Source organism: Micromonospora desertarenae (genome assembly GCF_056150265.1).
The window spans coordinates 526,242-541,410 of the sequence record NZ_JAXCFQ010000002.1 but is presented as its reverse complement, the minus strand read 5'-3'; the positions used below and the strand labels follow the sequence as shown (position 1 = coordinate 541,410).

Genomic DNA, 15,169 nt, shown 5'->3' with positions numbered 1-15,169 from the left:
GCTCCCGACCGCTCACCTCAGACCTCTTCGACCGAGCTCGGCTCGCGCCGGGACAGGTCGATGCCCAGCTCCTCCGCGGCCCGGAACACCTCGTCGTCGGTCTCGCGCATCTCCAGGGCCACACCGTCGCTGGAGAGCACCTCGACGTTGAGGCACAGCGACTGCAGCTCCTTGAGCAGCACCTTGAACGACTCCGGGATGCCCGGCTCCGGGATGTTCTCGCCCTTGACGATGGCCTCGTAGACCTTGACCCGGCCGAGGACGTCGTCGGACTTGATGGTCAGCAGCTCCTGCAGCGCGTACGCGGCGCCGTAGGCCTGCATGGCCCAGCACTCCATCTCACCGAAGCGCTGGCCACCGAACTGCGCCTTACCACCCAGCGGCTGCTGCGTGATCATCGAGTACGGGCCGGTCGACCGGGCGTGGATCTTGTCGTCGACCAGGTGGTTGAGCTTCAGGATGTAGATGTAGCCGACCGCGATCGGGTCCGGCAGCGGCTCGCCGGAGCGACCGTCGAACAGCTGCGCCTTGCCGCTGGAGCCGATCAGCTGCTTGCCGTCCCGGTTGGGCAGGGTCGACGCGAGCAGACCGGAGATCTCCTCCTCGCGGGCACCGTCGAAGACCGGCGTGGCCACGTTGGTGTCCGGCTCCGACTCGTGCGCCTCGATCGAGCGGAGCTGGCGCTTCCACTCGGCGTCGTCGCCATCGACGCTCCAGCCGGTCTTGGCCACCCAGCCGAGGTGCGTCTCCAGCACCTGGCCGATGTTCATCCGGCTCGGCACACCCAGCGGGTTGAGCACGATGTCGACCGGGGTGCCGTCCTCCAGGAACGGCATGTCCTCGATCGGCAGGATCTTGGAGATGACGCCCTTGTTGCCGTGGCGGCCGGCGAGCTTGTCACCGTCCTGGATCTTCCGCTTCTGGGCGACGTAGACCCGGACCAGCTCGTTGACGCCCGGCGGCAGCTCGTCGCCGTCCTCCCGGGAGAAGGTACGCACGCCGATGACCGTGCCGGTCTCACCGTGCGGCACCTTCAGCGAGGTGTCCCGGACCTCGCGCGCCTTCTCACCGAAGATCGCGCGGAGCAGCCGCTCCTCCGGGGTCAGCTCGGTCTCGCCCTTGGGCGTGACCTTGCCGACCAGGATGTCGCCGGGGACGACCTCGGCGCCGATCCGGATGATGCCGCGCTCGTCGAGGTCCGCGAGCATCTCCTCGCTGACGTTCGGGATGTCGCGGGTGATCTCCTCCGGGCCGAGCTTGGTGTCCCGGGCGTCGACCTCGTGCTCCTCGATGTGGATCGAGGTGAGCACGTCCTGCTGCACGAGGCGCTGCGACAGGATGATCGCGTCCTCGTAGTTGTGGCCCTCCCAGGTCATGAACGCCACGAGCAGGTTGCGCCCGAGCGCCATCTCGCCCTCGTCGGTGCACGGACCGTCGGCGATGACCTGGCCGGCCTCGACGCGGTCGCCCTCGAAGACCACCGGCTTCTGGTTGACGCAGGAGCCGGCGTTGGAGCGGCGGAACTTGTGCAGCAGGTAGGTACGGCGGTGGCCGTCGTCCTGGTGGACGGTGATGTAGTCGGCGCAGAGGTCCTCGACCACACCGCCGACCTCGGCGACCACCACGTCGCCGGCGTCGACCGCGGCCCGGTACTCCATGCCGGTGCCGACCAGCGGGGCCTCGGCCTTGACCAGCGGCACCGCCTGGCGCTGCATGTTCGCGCCCATCAGCGCCCGGTTGGCGTCGTCGTGCTCCAGGAACGGGATCATCGCGGTCGCGACCGAGGTCATCTGCCGCGGCGAGACGTCCATGTAGTCCACGGCCGCCGGCGGGACGTCCTCGGTCTCGCCGCCCTTACGGCGGACCAGGACGCGGTCCTCGGCGAACGAGCCGTCCGCCTTCAGCGGCGCGTTGGCCTGCGCCTTGACGAAGCGGTCCTCCTCGTCCGCGGTCAGGTAGTCGATCTGGTCGGTGACCCGACCGTCGACGACCTTCCGGTACGGCGTCTCGATGAAGCCGAACGGGTTGACCCGGGCGAAGGTGGACAGCGCGCCGATCAGACCGATGTTCGGGCCTTCCGGCGTCTCGATCGGGCACATCCGGCCGTAGTGGGACGGGTGCACGTCACGGACCTCGAAGCCGGCCCGCTCCCGGGACAGACCACCCGGGCCGAGCGCGCTCAGCCGGCGCCGGTGGGTCAGGCCCGCCAGCGGGTTGGTCTGGTCCATGAACTGGGACAGCTGCGAGGTGCCGAAGAACTCCTTGATCGCCGCCACCACCGGGCGGATGTTGATCAGGGTCTGCGGCGTGATCGCCTCGACGTCCTGGGTGGTCATCCGCTCGCGGACGACCCGCTCCATCCGGGACAGGCCCACCCGGACCTGGTTCTGGATGAGCTCGCCCACGGTACGCAGGCGCCGGTTGCCGAAGTGGTCGATGTCGTCGGCCTCGTAGCCCTCCTCACCGGCGTGCAGCCGGCAGAGGTACTCCACGGTGGCGACGATGTCGTCCTCGGTCAGCGTGCCGGTGGTGATCGGCACGTCCAGCTGGAGCTTCTTGTTGAACTTGTATCGACCGACCTTGGCGACGTCGTACCGCTTCGGGTTGAAGAAGAGGTTGTCGAGCAGGGTCTGGGCGTTCTCGCGCGTCGGCGGCTCGCCGGGGCGCAGCTTGCGGTAGATGTCGAGGAGCGCCTCGTCCTGGCCGGCGATGTGGTCCTTCTCGAGCGTGGTCATCATCAGCTCGGACCAGCCGAACCGCTCACGGATCTGCTCGGCCGACCATCCGATGGCCTTGAGCAGGACCGTGACGGCCTGCCGGCGCTTGCGGTCGATGCGGACGCCGACCGTGTCGCGCTTGTCGATGTCGAACTCCAGCCAGGCACCCCGGCTCGGGATGACCTTGACGCTGGAGAGGTCGCGGTCGGAGGTCTTGTCCGGCTGCTTGTCGAAGTAGACGCCCGGGGACCGGACGAGCTGGCTGACCACGACGCGCTCGGTGCCGTTGATGATGAAGGTGCCCTTCGGCGTCATCATCGGGAAGTCACCCATGAACACCGTCTGGCTCTTGATCTCGCCGGTGGTGTTGTTGGTGAACTCCGCGGTCACGAAGAGCGGCGCGCAGTAGGTGAGGTCCTTCTCCTTGCACTCCTCGATCGAGGCCTTGACCTCGTCGAAGCGCGGAGCCGAGAAGGAGAGCGACATGGTGCCGGAGAAGTCCTCAATGGGACTGATCTCGTCGAGGATCTCCGCGAGACCCGAGCGTGCGTGCGGGTCGTCCGCCGACCGGCCCTGCCAAGCCTCGTTGCCGACCAGCCAGTCGAAGGACTCGTTCTGGATGGCGAGGAGGTTGGGGACCTCGAGGTGTTCGGTGATCCTGCCGAATGAAACTCGGCGGGGAGCGAAAGCGCTCGACGTACGACTGGTCTTCGCAGGGCGGGAAGCTGCCAAGATGCGTCCTTCCGAGGACCGGTGCTGCAGAACGGCTGGTACGCGTGCACTCCAATGACCCCACCAGAAATATCCGCAAACGGACATTTCCGAGCAGGGGTCAAGTCGGAAGGCAGCGCAAACTAGCAGTGTAGCCGAGAGGCTAACCGCTGTCCAGCCCACCCCGCAGGTCGTTGCGGAACGTGCCTCGGGACCCCGGGAAACCGGGTCGACCGGGCCGCTCGGAACGCAACGTTCCCGCCGGGCCGCTCGGGTGCGGCGGCCGATGGTGCTGCCGCTGCCATTACCCAAGTGGTGGCCGTTGCAAGCGCGGAAGGTCTTGCTGGTGTCAGCGTGCCTGGCAGGCCGGTGCCGCGTCAAGGGCCGGTAACCGGGTCGCGTGTCTTTCCCACCGACGGACTACCGACACCGGGGCGCCGCACGCTCCGCACCGGGCGACGGACGCCCTGCTCACGCCGCTGCCGGCCGGGTACACCAACACGGCGGGCGGCGATCCGATTCCGGATCACCGCCCGCCGCGACGCGGTGTGCCCCGGCTCACGTGAGCCGGACGCGCGCCTGGTGGTACCTCAGGTCACTTGAGGGTGACCTTGGCGCCCTCGCCCTCGAGCTTGGCCTTGGCCTTCTCGGCGGTCTCCTTGTTGGCCTTCTCCAGGACGGCCTTGGGCGCACCCTCGACCAGGTCCTTGGCCTCCTTCAGGCCCAGGCCGGTCAGCTCGCGCACGACCTTGATGACCTGGATCTTCTTGCCACCGTCAGCCTCGAGGATGACGTCGAACTCGTCCTTCTCCTCCTCGGCCGGGGCGGCGGCACCGCCGGCGGCCGGGGCACCCGCGGCCACGGCGACCGGGGCGGCGGCGGTGACCTCGAAGGTCTCCTCGAACTGCTTCACGAACTCGGAGAGCTCGATCAGCGTCATCTCCTTGAACGCGTCGAGCAGCTCTTCGGTGCTGAGCTTCGCCATGTCTGGCGTCCTTTCCAACTGGAATTACAAAGAATTGACCGGATGCGCGAGAGGGCCTCAGGCCGCCTCGGCACCCTCCTTCTCGCGCTTGTCCGCCAGGGCGGCCGCCGCACGGGCGGCCTTGGAGAGCGGAGCCTGGAACAGGGCCGCGGCCTTGCTCAGGTTGCCCTTCATCGCGCCGGCCAGCTTGGCCAGCAGCACCTCACGGGACTCCAGGTCGGCGAGCTTCGTGACCTCGGCCGCGGAAATGGCCTTGCCCTCGAAGACACCGCCCTTGATGACGAGCTTCGGGTTGGCCTTCGCGAAGTCGCGAAGCCCCTTCGCCGCCTCGACGACGTCGCCCGAAACGAAAGTCAGCGCGGTAGGACCGGTGAACAGCTCGTCGAGGCCGGAGATGCCCGCGTCCGTCGCGGCACGCTTGGCCAGCGTGTTCTTCGCGACGGTGTAGGTGGTCTCCTTGCCGAGCGAGCGCCGCAGCTGGGTGAGCTGGGAAACCGTCAGACCGCGGTACTCGGTCAGCACCGTGGCGCCCGCGGTGCGGAAGCTCTCGGTCAGCTCAGCGACGGCCGTGGCCTTGTCGGCCCGGATCGGCTTGTCCGCCATGTCCCTCCTCTCTCGTTGCTCGAGGCTGGTCACCGTCGGGCAGCGGGAGGCTGTCGACGGTGGCGGAGGCGACACGACAACGAGAAAAGCCCCGGCGCAGGGCGCACGGGGCGAGGGCCGGCAGCCGCGGGCACGGTCGGCGGACCATGCTGAACTGCCGATTTTCGCTTGCCGCCCTGCGCGGGTCGCCCGTCGTCGCGGGACCTTCGACCGTGCCGGGGCACGGTGACCAGCGGTCTCTGGGTGGAACTTCGCGGCCAAGGTTACGCGACCCGGTCGCGCCCGCCAAATCGCCCCCCGGGTGGCCCGGCTCACTCCCCCGGCTCATCCTGGCTCCGGCCCCGGATCCGGCACCGAAGCGGCGGCCCCGACCTGCCCGAACGCTCGCCTCGGCGAAGGGCCGGGCCCGGGTACCGCCGGCTAGCCCGGGCAGCGACCGAGCCGGTCCGGGTCGGGCCGGGCTGCGCCGGTCCGGGCCGGGCCGGACTGGGCTGGGTCGGGCCGGACTGGGCTGCGCCGGGCCGGGCCGGACTGGGCCCGGCTGGACAAACGATCAGTCCGCGCCGGCAGCTCCCGATGGTCAGGGGCGGGAGCGGCGGCGCCAGGAGTAGCCGGCCAGGGCGACCGCGCTCCAGGCGGCCGCCCACCCGGTGAGCAGCGCACCGGTCGGCAGGGTCAGGTCGCCGGCGACGGCCCGGGCGGTCGCCATCACCGGTGGCGCCAGCCACGGAACCACCGAGCCGCTCAGGCCGAGGACGACCGCGCCGACCCCGCCGAGCGCGAGCACCGCGACGCCGTACCCCGCGCTGCCCGTACTGGCCCGGCTGGCCAGCGCGCCGAGCGCCACCGCCGCCGGTACGACCAGCAGGTGCGCCCAGGCGCCCAGCGTGACGCCGATCACCACCGGCTGGTCCCCCGGCTCGACCGGACCGGTGACGCCGCCCACCAGCCAGGGGAAGACCAGCGCGACGGCCACCGTGCCGAGCGCCGCCACGCCCGCCGCCAGCAGCCCGGCCACCTCCTCGGCCCGGACGCCGGCCACCACCCGGGCCAGCCGGCGCTGGCCGTCCGGCTCGACGTCCAGCAGCACCTTGGTCTGCCAGGCGAGCACCGGGAAGAGCACCGCCGCCGAGACGCCGTACGCCTCCGCGGGCTGGGCCCGGCCGCCGCCGTTTAGCACGCCGAGCGCGACCAGGCCGGCGAGCACCGGGGCGAGCGCCCGGCCGGTACGCAGGAAGCCGGCCAGGCGCAGCCGGACCAGCGCGATCACCGGGACACCCCGGTGGCCGGACCGCCCTCGGCGGCCACCCCGGCGGCCGGCGCGGGTTCCGATGCCCCGCCCGGAGCCGGACCGGATGACGCCGGCGCCGAGCCGAGCGGGCCGCCCGGACCGGGCACCGCGGGGTCGGCGCCGGGCTGGCCGAGGCCGGGCAGCGCGGGGTCGGTGCCGGGCTGGTCGGTGGACGCGGGCTCGGCGGGCGGGTCGCCGGGGCGTACCCGCAGGACGTGGTGGCCCTCGGCGCGCAACCGGGCGACGGCGCCGGCGACCCGCGCGGCGGGCACCGCGACCTCGACCACGGCCATCGCCGCGGCGGCCGACGGCGCCTCCTCGGTGACCGTGCCGTCGGCCACCGTCCAGTGCCGCGCGCCGGGCAGCCGGACGGTCTCGCCGCGGTGGTCGCTGACCAGCACCGAGCCGCCGGTGGCCAGCACCTCGTCGATCACCGCCGGGACCAGTTCGCGGGCGCCGGCGTCCAGCCCCTCCCAGGGCTCGTCGAGCACCAGCAGGCCGGGCGGGCGGAGCATCGCCTGGGCCAGGCCGACCTTCTGGGCGGTGCCCTTGGACAGCTCCGGCAGCCGGACCGCGCGGAACGCGGACAGGCCGAGCCGGGAGGTCCAGTCGGCCACCGCCCGGCCGGCGGCCGGGGCGTCGAGGCCGGCGACCCGCGCCATCGCGGTCAGGTAGCGCTGCACGGTGAAGGGCTGGTCGGCGGGGAACCGCTCGGGGACCCAGCCGACCCGGCCGGGGCGTTCGGCGACCCGGCCCCGGACCGGTCGCAGCACGCCCGCCGCGACCTGGAGCAGGGTGGACTTCCCGGCGCCGTTGCGGCCGAGCACGACCACCACCTCACCCGGGCCGATCCGGGCCTGCGTGCCCCGCAGCACCCACGGCCCCCGCCGGCGGTACCGCAACCAGACGTTCTCCAGCCGCATGCGGTGAGCTTGCCATGCCGCGGACGCGGACGGGGCGCCGCCACGGTGTGGCGACGCCCCGTTGCGGGAGCGGGTGCTCAGCCCTCGGCCGGGGCCTCGTGCAGGTTCTTCACCAGCTTCGGGTCGACCGGGACGCCCGGGCCCATGGTGGTGGTGAGGGTGACCTTCTTGAGGTACGTGCCCTTCGCCGCGGACGGCTTGGCCCGCAGCACCTCGTCGAGGACGGCCGCGTAGTTGTCGACCAGCTGCGCCTCCGAGAAGGACGCCTTGCCGATGATCAGGTGCAGGTTCGAGTGCTTGTCCACCCGGAAGGTGATCTTGCCGCCCTTGATGTCCTGCACCGCCTTGGTGACGTCCATGGTCACCGTGCCGGTCTTCGGGTTCGGCATGAGACCGCGCGGGCCCAGGATCCGCGCGATCCGGCCGATCTTGGCCATCTGGTCCGGCGTGGCGATCGCCGCGTCGAACTCCAGCCAGCCGCCCTGGATCCGGGCGACGAGCTCGTCGGTGCCCACCTCGTCGGCACCCGCCGCGGCGGCCTCCTCGGCCTTCGCACCGGCGGCGAAGACGATCACGCGGGCGGTCTTACCGGTGCCGTGCGGCAGGTTGACCGTGCCGCGGACCATCTGGTCCGCCTTGCGGGGGTCGACGCCGAGGCGCATGGCGACCTCGACCGTGGCGTCGAACTTGACGTTGGTGGTCTCCTTGGCCAGCTTCACGGCCTCGGCGGGGGTGTAGAGCTTCGACCGGTCGATGACCTCGGCGGCCTTGCGGTAGCTCTTGCTGCGCTGCATGTTCTGGTACTCCTGTGGTCTATGGCGGGCCGCGGGTTCCGCGCGCCCTCCCACGAACTGGATCTGGCGGTGACCGGGGTCAGTCGGTGACGTTGAGGCCCATCGACCGGGCGGTGCCGGCGATGATCTTCTCAGCCTGGTCGATGTCGTTGGCGTTCAGGTCGGCCATCTTCTTCTCGGCGATCTCGCGCAGCTGGGCGCGGGTGACCGAGCCGACCTTCTCCTTGTGCGGGACGCCGGAGCCCTTCTGCACGCCGGCGGCCTTGATCAGCAGCCGGGCGGCGGGCGGGGTCTTCAGCACGAAGGTGAAGGTCCGGTCCTCGTACACGCTGATCTCGGCGGGGACGATGTCGCCCCGCTGGGACTCGGTCTGCGCGTTGTAGGACTTGCAGAACTCCATGATGTTCACGCCGTGCTGGCCGAGCGCGGGGCCGACCGGCGGCGCCGGGGTGGCCTGGCCCGCCGGCAGCTGAAGCGTGAAAGTCTTGACGAGCTTCTTCTTCGGAGGCATGTCTCTTCCTGGGGCTTGGAACTGGGATGTCGCCGGCCTGCGGGCGCGCACGGTCAGCGCGGTGCGGACAGCCGACGTTCTAGGGTAGCGCAGCCGTCCGCCGCCCTCCCGCCGAGGTCGGGCGGGCGGCCAGACGGCGCACCGGCGGCCGGCCGGGAGGCCCACCGCCGGTGCGGACGTACGTCAGATCTTGGCGACCTGGTTGAAGTTCAGCTCGACCGGCGTCTCCCGGCCGAAGATCGACACCAGCACCTTGAGCTTCTGCTGGTCGGCGTTGATCTCGCTGATCGTGGCCGGCAGCGAGGCGAAGGCGCCGTCGGTGACGGTGACCGAGTCGCCGACCTCGAAGTCGAGGACCTTGACCTCGGGCTTGGCCTTCTTCTGCTCGGTCTCGACGGCCGGCGCCAGCCACTTCAGCACCTCGTCGAGGGAGAGCGGCGCCGGGCGGTCGGCCCGGTCGGTGGCGCCGACGAAGCCGGTGACCCCCGGCGTGTTGCGCACGCAGGAGTAGGACTCGGCGGTCAGCTCCATCCGGACCAGGATGTAGCCGGGGAAGACCTTGGCCTGCACCTGGGACCGCTTGCCGTTCTTGACCTCGACCTCTTCCCGGGTCGGCACCTCGACCTGGTAGATGTAGTCCTCCATGTCGAGGGACGTGATCCGGGTCTCGAGGTTGGTCTTGACCTTGTTCTCGTAGCCGGCGTACGAGTGCACCACGTACCAGTCGCCCGGCGCGTAGCGCAGCTTCTGGCGCAGCTCGGCGACCGGGTCGTAGTCCTCGTCGGGCGCGGGCTCGCTGGTGGGGAACTCCGGCTCGCTGGCGGCCTCGACCGACTCGTCACCAGCCGCCGTCGCGACCGTGGACTGCTCGTCCTCGGGTCCGGCGGTCTCGTCGTACTCAGGCACGCTCGCTCACTTCCGTCACTATCGGCACAGTCAGCCGGTCAGCTGGGGTTGCCGAAGACCCACAGCACGCCCTTGGCGAAGGCGTAGTCCAGGCCGGCCACGATCGTCAGCATCACCGCGACGAAGGCGACCACCACCGCGGTGTAGGTCAGCAGCTCCTTGCGCGTCGGCCAGATGACCTTACGCAGTTCGGCGACGACCTCGCGGATGAATCGGGCGATGCGGCCGAACAGCCCCACCTTGTCGGTCTCGGCCCGGGTCTTCGGCCGGTCGGCCGACTCCGCCTTGGCCCGGGACCGGGTGGCGGTGCCACCGCCCCGGGATACCGGCTCCTCCGCGTCGGTGGCGTCGTCGTCGGCCACGTCGTCGACGACCTCGTCGTGCAGACGGTCGTCGCCGGCGTCCTCGCCGCGCCGCTTGTTGTCGGCCACTTCGCCCTCCGTGCGGGATGTCGGGTCGCACGCCGTCGGCGTGCGCGGCGCTTGGTCACGCCGGCCGGACCAACCGTCCCGCGACGGGCCGCGGCCGGCGGATCGACCGGGGGGCCCGATGCCTCGGAGCCACCCCGCCGATGCCACCACCACGGGCCGAACGCCGCCGGACGGCGGCGCGACCCACGGGAACGGTCAGGCCTGAGGCGCAGGGGTGACAGGACTTGAACCTGCAGCCTGCGGTTTTGGAGACCGCTGCTCTGCCAATTGAGCTACACCCCTGTGCGGCAACGCTCGCCCCACCCCACCGCGCACGGCCGGGCAGGGGTCGTTTGCCCCACGGCGGACCAGTGTACGGGTAGCGGCACGACTTTCCCAACCGGTCTGCCCATCGCGCGTCGCGAGCCCGGTCAGCGGGCCGTCCGGACGGTCGCCCTGGCCTGCGACAGCACCTTCTCACCGAGGCAGGTGGCGGTCACGTCGAGCCTGGTCAGGCCGTCCTCGGTGACCTCCCGGACCACCGCCGTCACCTCGATCTCGGTGCCCTGGTCGTCGTCCGGGACGACCACCGGCCGGGTGAAACGGACGCTGTAGTCGACCACCGCGTCGGGCGCGCCGGCCCACTCGGTGACCGCCCGGCCGACCAGCGCCATGGTGAACATGCCGTGGGCGATCACCCCGGGCAGGCCCACCTTGGTGGCGGTCCGGTCGCTCCAGTGGATCGGGTTGAAGTCGCCGGAGGCGCCGGCGTAGCGGACCAGGTCCGCCCGGGTCACCCGGAAGGTCTTCGCGGGCAGTTCCATCTCAGCCCTCCCCCCGTACGACGATCTTGGACCAGACGGTGACCACCGGCTCGCCGGCGGCCGTGCTGACGTCGGTGCGGGTGGTCAGGAAGCCGTGCCCGCCGCGGGAGGTGATGTCCTCCACGGTGTTCACGCAGACCAGCTCGTCGCCGGCCACCACCGGCCGGGTGTACGCGAAGCGCTGGTCGCCGTGCACGACGCGGCTGTAGTCGACCCCCAGCGCCGGGTCCTCGATGATCTGCCGGCTGGCGGCCATGGTGATCACCACGGGGAAGGTCGGCGGGGCGACCACGTCCGGGTGGCCGAGCGCGCGGGCGGCCTCCGGGTCGTGGTGGGCCGGGTCGGTGGCGCCGATCGCCGTCGCGAACTCGCGGATCTTCTCTCGGCCCACCTGGTACGGGGCGGTCGGCGGGTAGCTCCGGCCGACGAAGGACGGGTCCAGGGACATGCCGCGAACCTACACGCAGAACGCGAACGCCGATCTGCGCGGTCGGCGGCGGCGGGAGGCCGCGCCATGCCGTACAGATCGGCGCTCGGAGGTGCTGTGGACCGGGCCGGCGGGGCCGGCCGCAGGTCAGCGGGTCTCGCGGTGGACCGTGTGCCGGCCGTCGCGCGGGCAGAACTTCTTCAGCTCGATGCGGTCCGGGTCGTTACGACGGTTCTTGCGCGTGATGTAGTTGCGCTCCTTGCACTCCACACACGCCAAAGTGATCTTCGGCCGGACATCGGTCGCCTTCGCCACGGCGGAGTGCCTTCCTCGCTACGGGTAACAACTACGGCGCATCAGCCTACGCGCTGACTACGCGGACATGCAAAGTGGGCGCCAGTGGCGCCCGTCCTACCGACCACCGGGAGCACGCCCGGAGGACGAGAGTAGCGGTGGCCGGACTTGAACCGGCGACACAGCGATTATGAGCCGCTTGCTCTGCCATCTGAGCTACACCGCCGCGGTGGGTCCAGCTGAACCCTCGAGCCCCCTTACGGAATCGAACCGTAGACCTTCTCCTTACCATGGAGACGCTCTGCCGACTGAGCTAAGGGGGCCTGCGCGATCTCCCCGGGGGGTGACGCGCAGGGGTAAGACTACACGGCCCCACGCCGGAGGTGAAATCGGATCCCCCGCCCACCCCGCACCGGGCCGTTCCCCCAGGTCAGGGCACCACACGCAGGCGCGGCAGCTCGCCCGCGGTGATCGTTTCCGGGTCCACCTGGGCGCCGAACCAGGCCTCCAGCCGCTCGTACGGCAGCGGGCGGCTGAACAGGAAGCCCTGCCCGATCTCGCAGCCGATGTCCTGGAGCAGTTCCAGGGTCAGCTCGCTCTCCACGCCCTCGGCCACCACGGCGAGCCCGAACTGCTGGGAGAGGGTGACCACCGCGTTCACGATCGCCAGGTCACCCGGGTCGGTCGCCATGCCCTGCACGAACGAGCGGTCGACCTTGACCTCGTGCACCGGCAGCCGGCGCAGGTGGGCCAGGGACGAGTCGCCGGTACCGAAGTCGTCCACCGAGAGCCGTACGCCGAGGTCGCGCAGCCGGCGCAGGGTGGGGATGGGCCGGTCGGTGCCGTCCAGCACCCCGGACTCCTTGATCTCCAGGGTGAGCCGCTGCGGCGGTACGCCGTACTCGTCGAGCAGTTCGGCGACCCGGGCCGGGAAGTGCTGGTCGGTGAGCGTACGGGCGGAGAGGTTGACCGCGACGGCGAGCGGCTGGCCGCCGGGCGCCCAGTCGCGGCTGCGCCGCAGCCCTTCCCGGAGCACGAACTCGGTGAACCGGCCGAGCTGGCCGGTGTGCTCGGCCACCGCGACGAAGTCCTCCGGGGCGACCGTGCCGTGCGCCGGGTGCTCCCAGCGGGCCAGGCACTCCACCCCGACCAGCCGGCGGTCCCGCAGCGTGACCTTCGGCTGGAAGTAGACCTCCAGCTCGCCGTCGTCGAGCGCCCGCCGCAGGTCGCCGGCGAGGCCGAGCCGGCGCAGCGACCGGGACTCCAGCGCCGGGTTGAACAGCTGCACGCTGCCCGGCACCGACTTCGCCGCGGTCGCCGCCAGGTCGACCCGTTGCAGCAGGGAGGCCGCGTCGCTGCCGTGATCCGGGTGCACGGCGACGCCGACCGCCGTGTCGACGTCCAGGGTGAGCCCGTCGAAGACCATCTCGTCGCGGATCTGCTCCCGCAACTGGGCAGCGAGTTCGAGGGCCGCGTCGACGCTCTCCAGCCGCAGCGTCACCAGGAACTCGTCGCCGCCGGCCCGGCCGACCAGGGCCGCCGACGGCGCGGAGGCCCGCAGCCGCTCGGCGACCTCGGCGAGCACCTTGTCGCCGGCGGCGTGGCCGAGCGACTCGTTGACCTGGCGCAGGCCGTCGACGTCGAAGAGCAGCAGCGCCACCACCTCGCCGGGTGCCCGGATCCGGACCGACTCGTCCAGCGCGCCGACGATCCGGCGGCGGTTGGGCAGCTTGGTCAGCGCGTCGTGGTAGGCGTCGTGGCGCAGCCGGTCCACCAGCCGCGAGTTCTCCAGAGCGACCGCGGCGTGCGCCGCGACCGTCTCGAAGATGGGGATGTCACCCGGGCTGAAGTGGCCGACGTCGCTGAGCCGGTTGGCGACCTCCAGGGTGCCGATGACCGCCTGGCCGGAGCGGAGCGGCACCACGACGACATCCTTGATCTTGCCGTCGCTCAGCGTCCGGCGCGCCTCCTGGGCGCCGTCGAAGGCCCGGCCGACAGCGATCGTCCGGCCCTCGGCCGCGGCCTGCTCGCGGAGGGTGGCCGGGGTCGGCACGACGTCGAGCAGGCCCGGGTCGTCCACCCGGGCGGTGAGCAGGACCTCCGGGTGCCGGCCCTGGGCGGGCAGCCAGAGCGTCGCGTACTCGGCCTGCATGAGGGCGCGCACCCGGCCCAGCAGCGCGTCGACCAGGCTGCCGTCCTGGCCGCGCTCGGCGATCGCCCGGGTCAGGTCGTACATCTCGGCGAGCGTGCGGTGCTGGCGGAAGAACTGGGCGTAGGAGCGGTAGACCAGGACCAGCGCCGCCGCCAGCGCCGCCAGCAGCACCAACGACCACCAGGTGGCGGTCACGGCGATCAGGATGATCAGGCCCATCGAGACGTTGATCGCCGCGGTCAGCAGCGCCGGCGGAGCGGTACGGAGCGCGTCCCGGCCGGCCTGCCACCCCTGCAACAGGGTGTGCACGCCGACCACCGCGGCGAGGCTGACCAGGATCACCGCGGTGACGGCGGCGAAGAGGCTCAGCCAGGTGCCGGGGCCCACCACCCCCATCGGCGGCAGCGCCTGCAGGACCAGCCCGGCCAGCGAGGTGCCCGCCGCCGCCTTGGCGACGTTGAACCAGAACTTGGCCGGTGAGAAGCGGTGCCGGGTCTGGGTGACCACCGACGCCACCGTGTAGATGACCACGACGGTCAGCGGCGGAAGCAGGTACAGCGCGACGACGAGCGGTATCTCGGTGAGCGTCACGCCGAACGACTGGCGCCGGACCACGAAGTTGAGCACCGGGATGCCGACTCCGACCATGACGACCAGCAGCAGGGCCGCCTGCGGCCACTCGCCGACCGCCTCGTCGGCGACCAGCGCGGTCACCGTGGCGCAGACGACGGCGAACAGCGCCAGCGGCCCGGTGATGAGCCAGGCATGGTCGGTCGACCGCCGTCGCGGGCGCTCACGCTGCGCCATGCCGCTCCCCTACAACCGGCGCGGCCTCGGCCGTCAGCCGGTGATGCTCATGGCTCCGTTCAGAGACCGCTGCCGACGGCGGCGTCTCCCGGGCTGACGGTCCAGATGATGTCGCCGGCCAGGTAGGTCGCGGAGTCTCCCGGGCTGATGGTCCAGATGATGTCGGCGGCCTGGTAGTTGCCGGCGACGGCGTAGAGACCGGTGGTGTAGACGATCACGGCAGCGGCAGCAAGCACGAGGAGCGAGCCAGCCAGTCGGCCCAGCCATCGACCAGACATGTTTGCTCCTGTCGGGGAAGTGTCACAGGGATGGTGGAGGTTCCACGATCGTGCCACACGAGCGGGCGCACGGAAAAGCCGCGCCAACCCGCCCCGCCCGAGCGTTGACCAGGTTGCGCCGTTCGGGCCACCGCCATCGTCGAGCCGGCCCAGATCACGGGGGTCGCGGGTCACCGGCCACTTCGCACCCTGCGGATTACGACCTTCACGGCAATCCGTGGCAACTGCTTGATCGACTCGTACCCGACGGATCGGTTCACACCCCGCCATACCATCGGCTTCCCCACACGACGGTACGTCAGCGCGGCGGGCACATCGACCACCATACATCGTCCGCTCCCCGACGCCAGCACCCCGCCACCCTCCGTTGCGTAACCGCCGCCGAGCCACGGAACCCGCCGGCCCCGCACGCGACCGGATCGCGGCGGGCACCCGGGAAAAGTTCTTCCGGTCTCCTGTCACACCCGCGCGGTGCGGCGGGTCAACGCGGTGAGGAAGTCAGTCAGCCGGGGTCACCGGCATCCGCACGATGAGGA

Annotated in this window: 14 protein-coding genes and 3 tRNA genes; all 17 read right to left on the bottom strand. The window is 71.3% G+C overall.

Annotated elements, in window-relative coordinates:
* Positions 1–17: 17 nt before the first annotated feature.
* Entirely contained in the window at positions 18–3,449 is a 3,432-nt protein-coding gene (gene rpoB, locus SM577_RS05565) for a DNA-directed RNA polymerase subunit beta (protein WP_109898160.1), read from the bottom strand.
* Between the two features lie 574 nt (positions 3,450–4,023).
* Positions 4,024–4,413: a 50S ribosomal protein L7/L12 gene (rplL, locus tag SM577_RS05560; protein ID WP_167179825.1), complete on the bottom strand. Its 390-nt coding sequence runs from the start codon at positions 4,411–4,413 to the stop codon at positions 4,024–4,026.
* Between the two features lie 57 nt (positions 4,414–4,470).
* A complete protein-coding gene (gene rplJ / locus SM577_RS05555; RefSeq protein ID WP_109898162.1) occupies positions 4,471–5,016 on the bottom strand; it encodes a 50S ribosomal protein L10 in 546 nt (181 codons plus the stop codon).
* Positions 5,017–5,596: 580 nt separating this feature from the next.
* A complete protein-coding gene (locus SM577_RS05550) occupies positions 5,597–6,286 on the bottom strand; it encodes a hypothetical protein (RefSeq protein ID WP_474586430.1) in 690 nt (229 codons plus the stop codon).
* Complete coding sequence (locus SM577_RS05545) at positions 6,283–7,230, bottom strand: ABC transporter ATP-binding protein (RefSeq protein WP_474586429.1); 948 nt, start codon at positions 7,228–7,230, stop codon at positions 6,283–6,285. The genes SM577_RS05550 and SM577_RS05545 overlap by 4 nt, the downstream gene beginning before the upstream one ends.
* A gap of 77 nt (positions 7,231–7,307) precedes the next feature.
* Positions 7,308–8,024: a 50S ribosomal protein L1 gene (gene rplA, locus SM577_RS05540; RefSeq protein WP_302919532.1), complete on the bottom strand. Its 717-nt coding sequence runs from the start codon at positions 8,022–8,024 to the stop codon at positions 7,308–7,310.
* A 79-nt stretch (positions 8,025–8,103) separates the two neighbouring features.
* Positions 8,104–8,535, bottom strand: a complete 432-nt coding sequence (gene rplK / locus SM577_RS05535) for a 50S ribosomal protein L11 (RefSeq protein ID WP_302919533.1) — start codon at positions 8,533–8,535, stop codon at positions 8,104–8,106.
* A gap of 183 nt (positions 8,536–8,718) precedes the next feature.
* Entirely contained in the window at positions 8,719–9,441 is a 723-nt protein-coding gene (nusG, locus tag SM577_RS05530) for a transcription termination/antitermination protein NusG (RefSeq protein WP_088997360.1), read from the bottom strand.
* 38 nt (positions 9,442–9,479) lie between these two features.
* Positions 9,480–9,872, bottom strand: coding sequence for a preprotein translocase subunit SecE (secE, locus tag SM577_RS05525; RefSeq protein WP_109898168.1), 393 nt, complete (start codon positions 9,870–9,872; stop codon positions 9,480–9,482).
* A 209-nt stretch (positions 9,873–10,081) separates the two neighbouring features.
* Positions 10,082–10,154, bottom strand: a tRNA-Trp gene (locus SM577_RS05520).
* 128 nt (positions 10,155–10,282) lie between these two features.
* Positions 10,283–10,675 (bottom strand): MaoC family dehydratase, encoded by a 393-nt coding sequence (locus SM577_RS05515; protein ID WP_474586428.1) that lies wholly within the window; start codon positions 10,673–10,675, stop codon positions 10,283–10,285.
* Position 10,676: 1 nt separating this feature from the next.
* Positions 10,677–11,123: an FAS1-like dehydratase domain-containing protein gene (locus SM577_RS05510; protein ID WP_474581479.1), complete on the bottom strand. Its 447-nt coding sequence runs from the start codon at positions 11,121–11,123 to the stop codon at positions 10,677–10,679.
* A gap of 126 nt (positions 11,124–11,249) precedes the next feature.
* A complete protein-coding gene (gene rpmG / locus SM577_RS05505) occupies positions 11,250–11,417 on the bottom strand; it encodes a 50S ribosomal protein L33 (RefSeq protein ID WP_007073056.1) in 168 nt (55 codons plus the stop codon).
* Between the two features lie 132 nt (positions 11,418–11,549).
* Positions 11,550–11,622: transfer RNA gene (locus tag SM577_RS05500), tRNA-Met, on the bottom strand.
* A gap of 24 nt (positions 11,623–11,646) precedes the next feature.
* Positions 11,647–11,719: transfer RNA gene (locus SM577_RS05495), tRNA-Thr, on the bottom strand.
* Positions 11,720–11,826: 107 nt separating this feature from the next.
* Positions 11,827–14,355 carry a putative bifunctional diguanylate cyclase/phosphodiesterase gene (locus SM577_RS05490; RefSeq protein ID WP_302919536.1) on the bottom strand — a complete coding sequence of 843 codons (2,529 nt, stop codon included), beginning with the start codon at positions 14,353–14,355 and terminating at the stop codon, positions 11,827–11,829.
* 59 nt (positions 14,356–14,414) lie between these two features.
* Positions 14,415–14,633, bottom strand: coding sequence for a hypothetical protein (locus tag SM577_RS05485; protein WP_302919537.1), 219 nt, complete (start codon positions 14,631–14,633; stop codon positions 14,415–14,417).
* Positions 14,634–15,169: the final 536 nt, after the last annotated feature.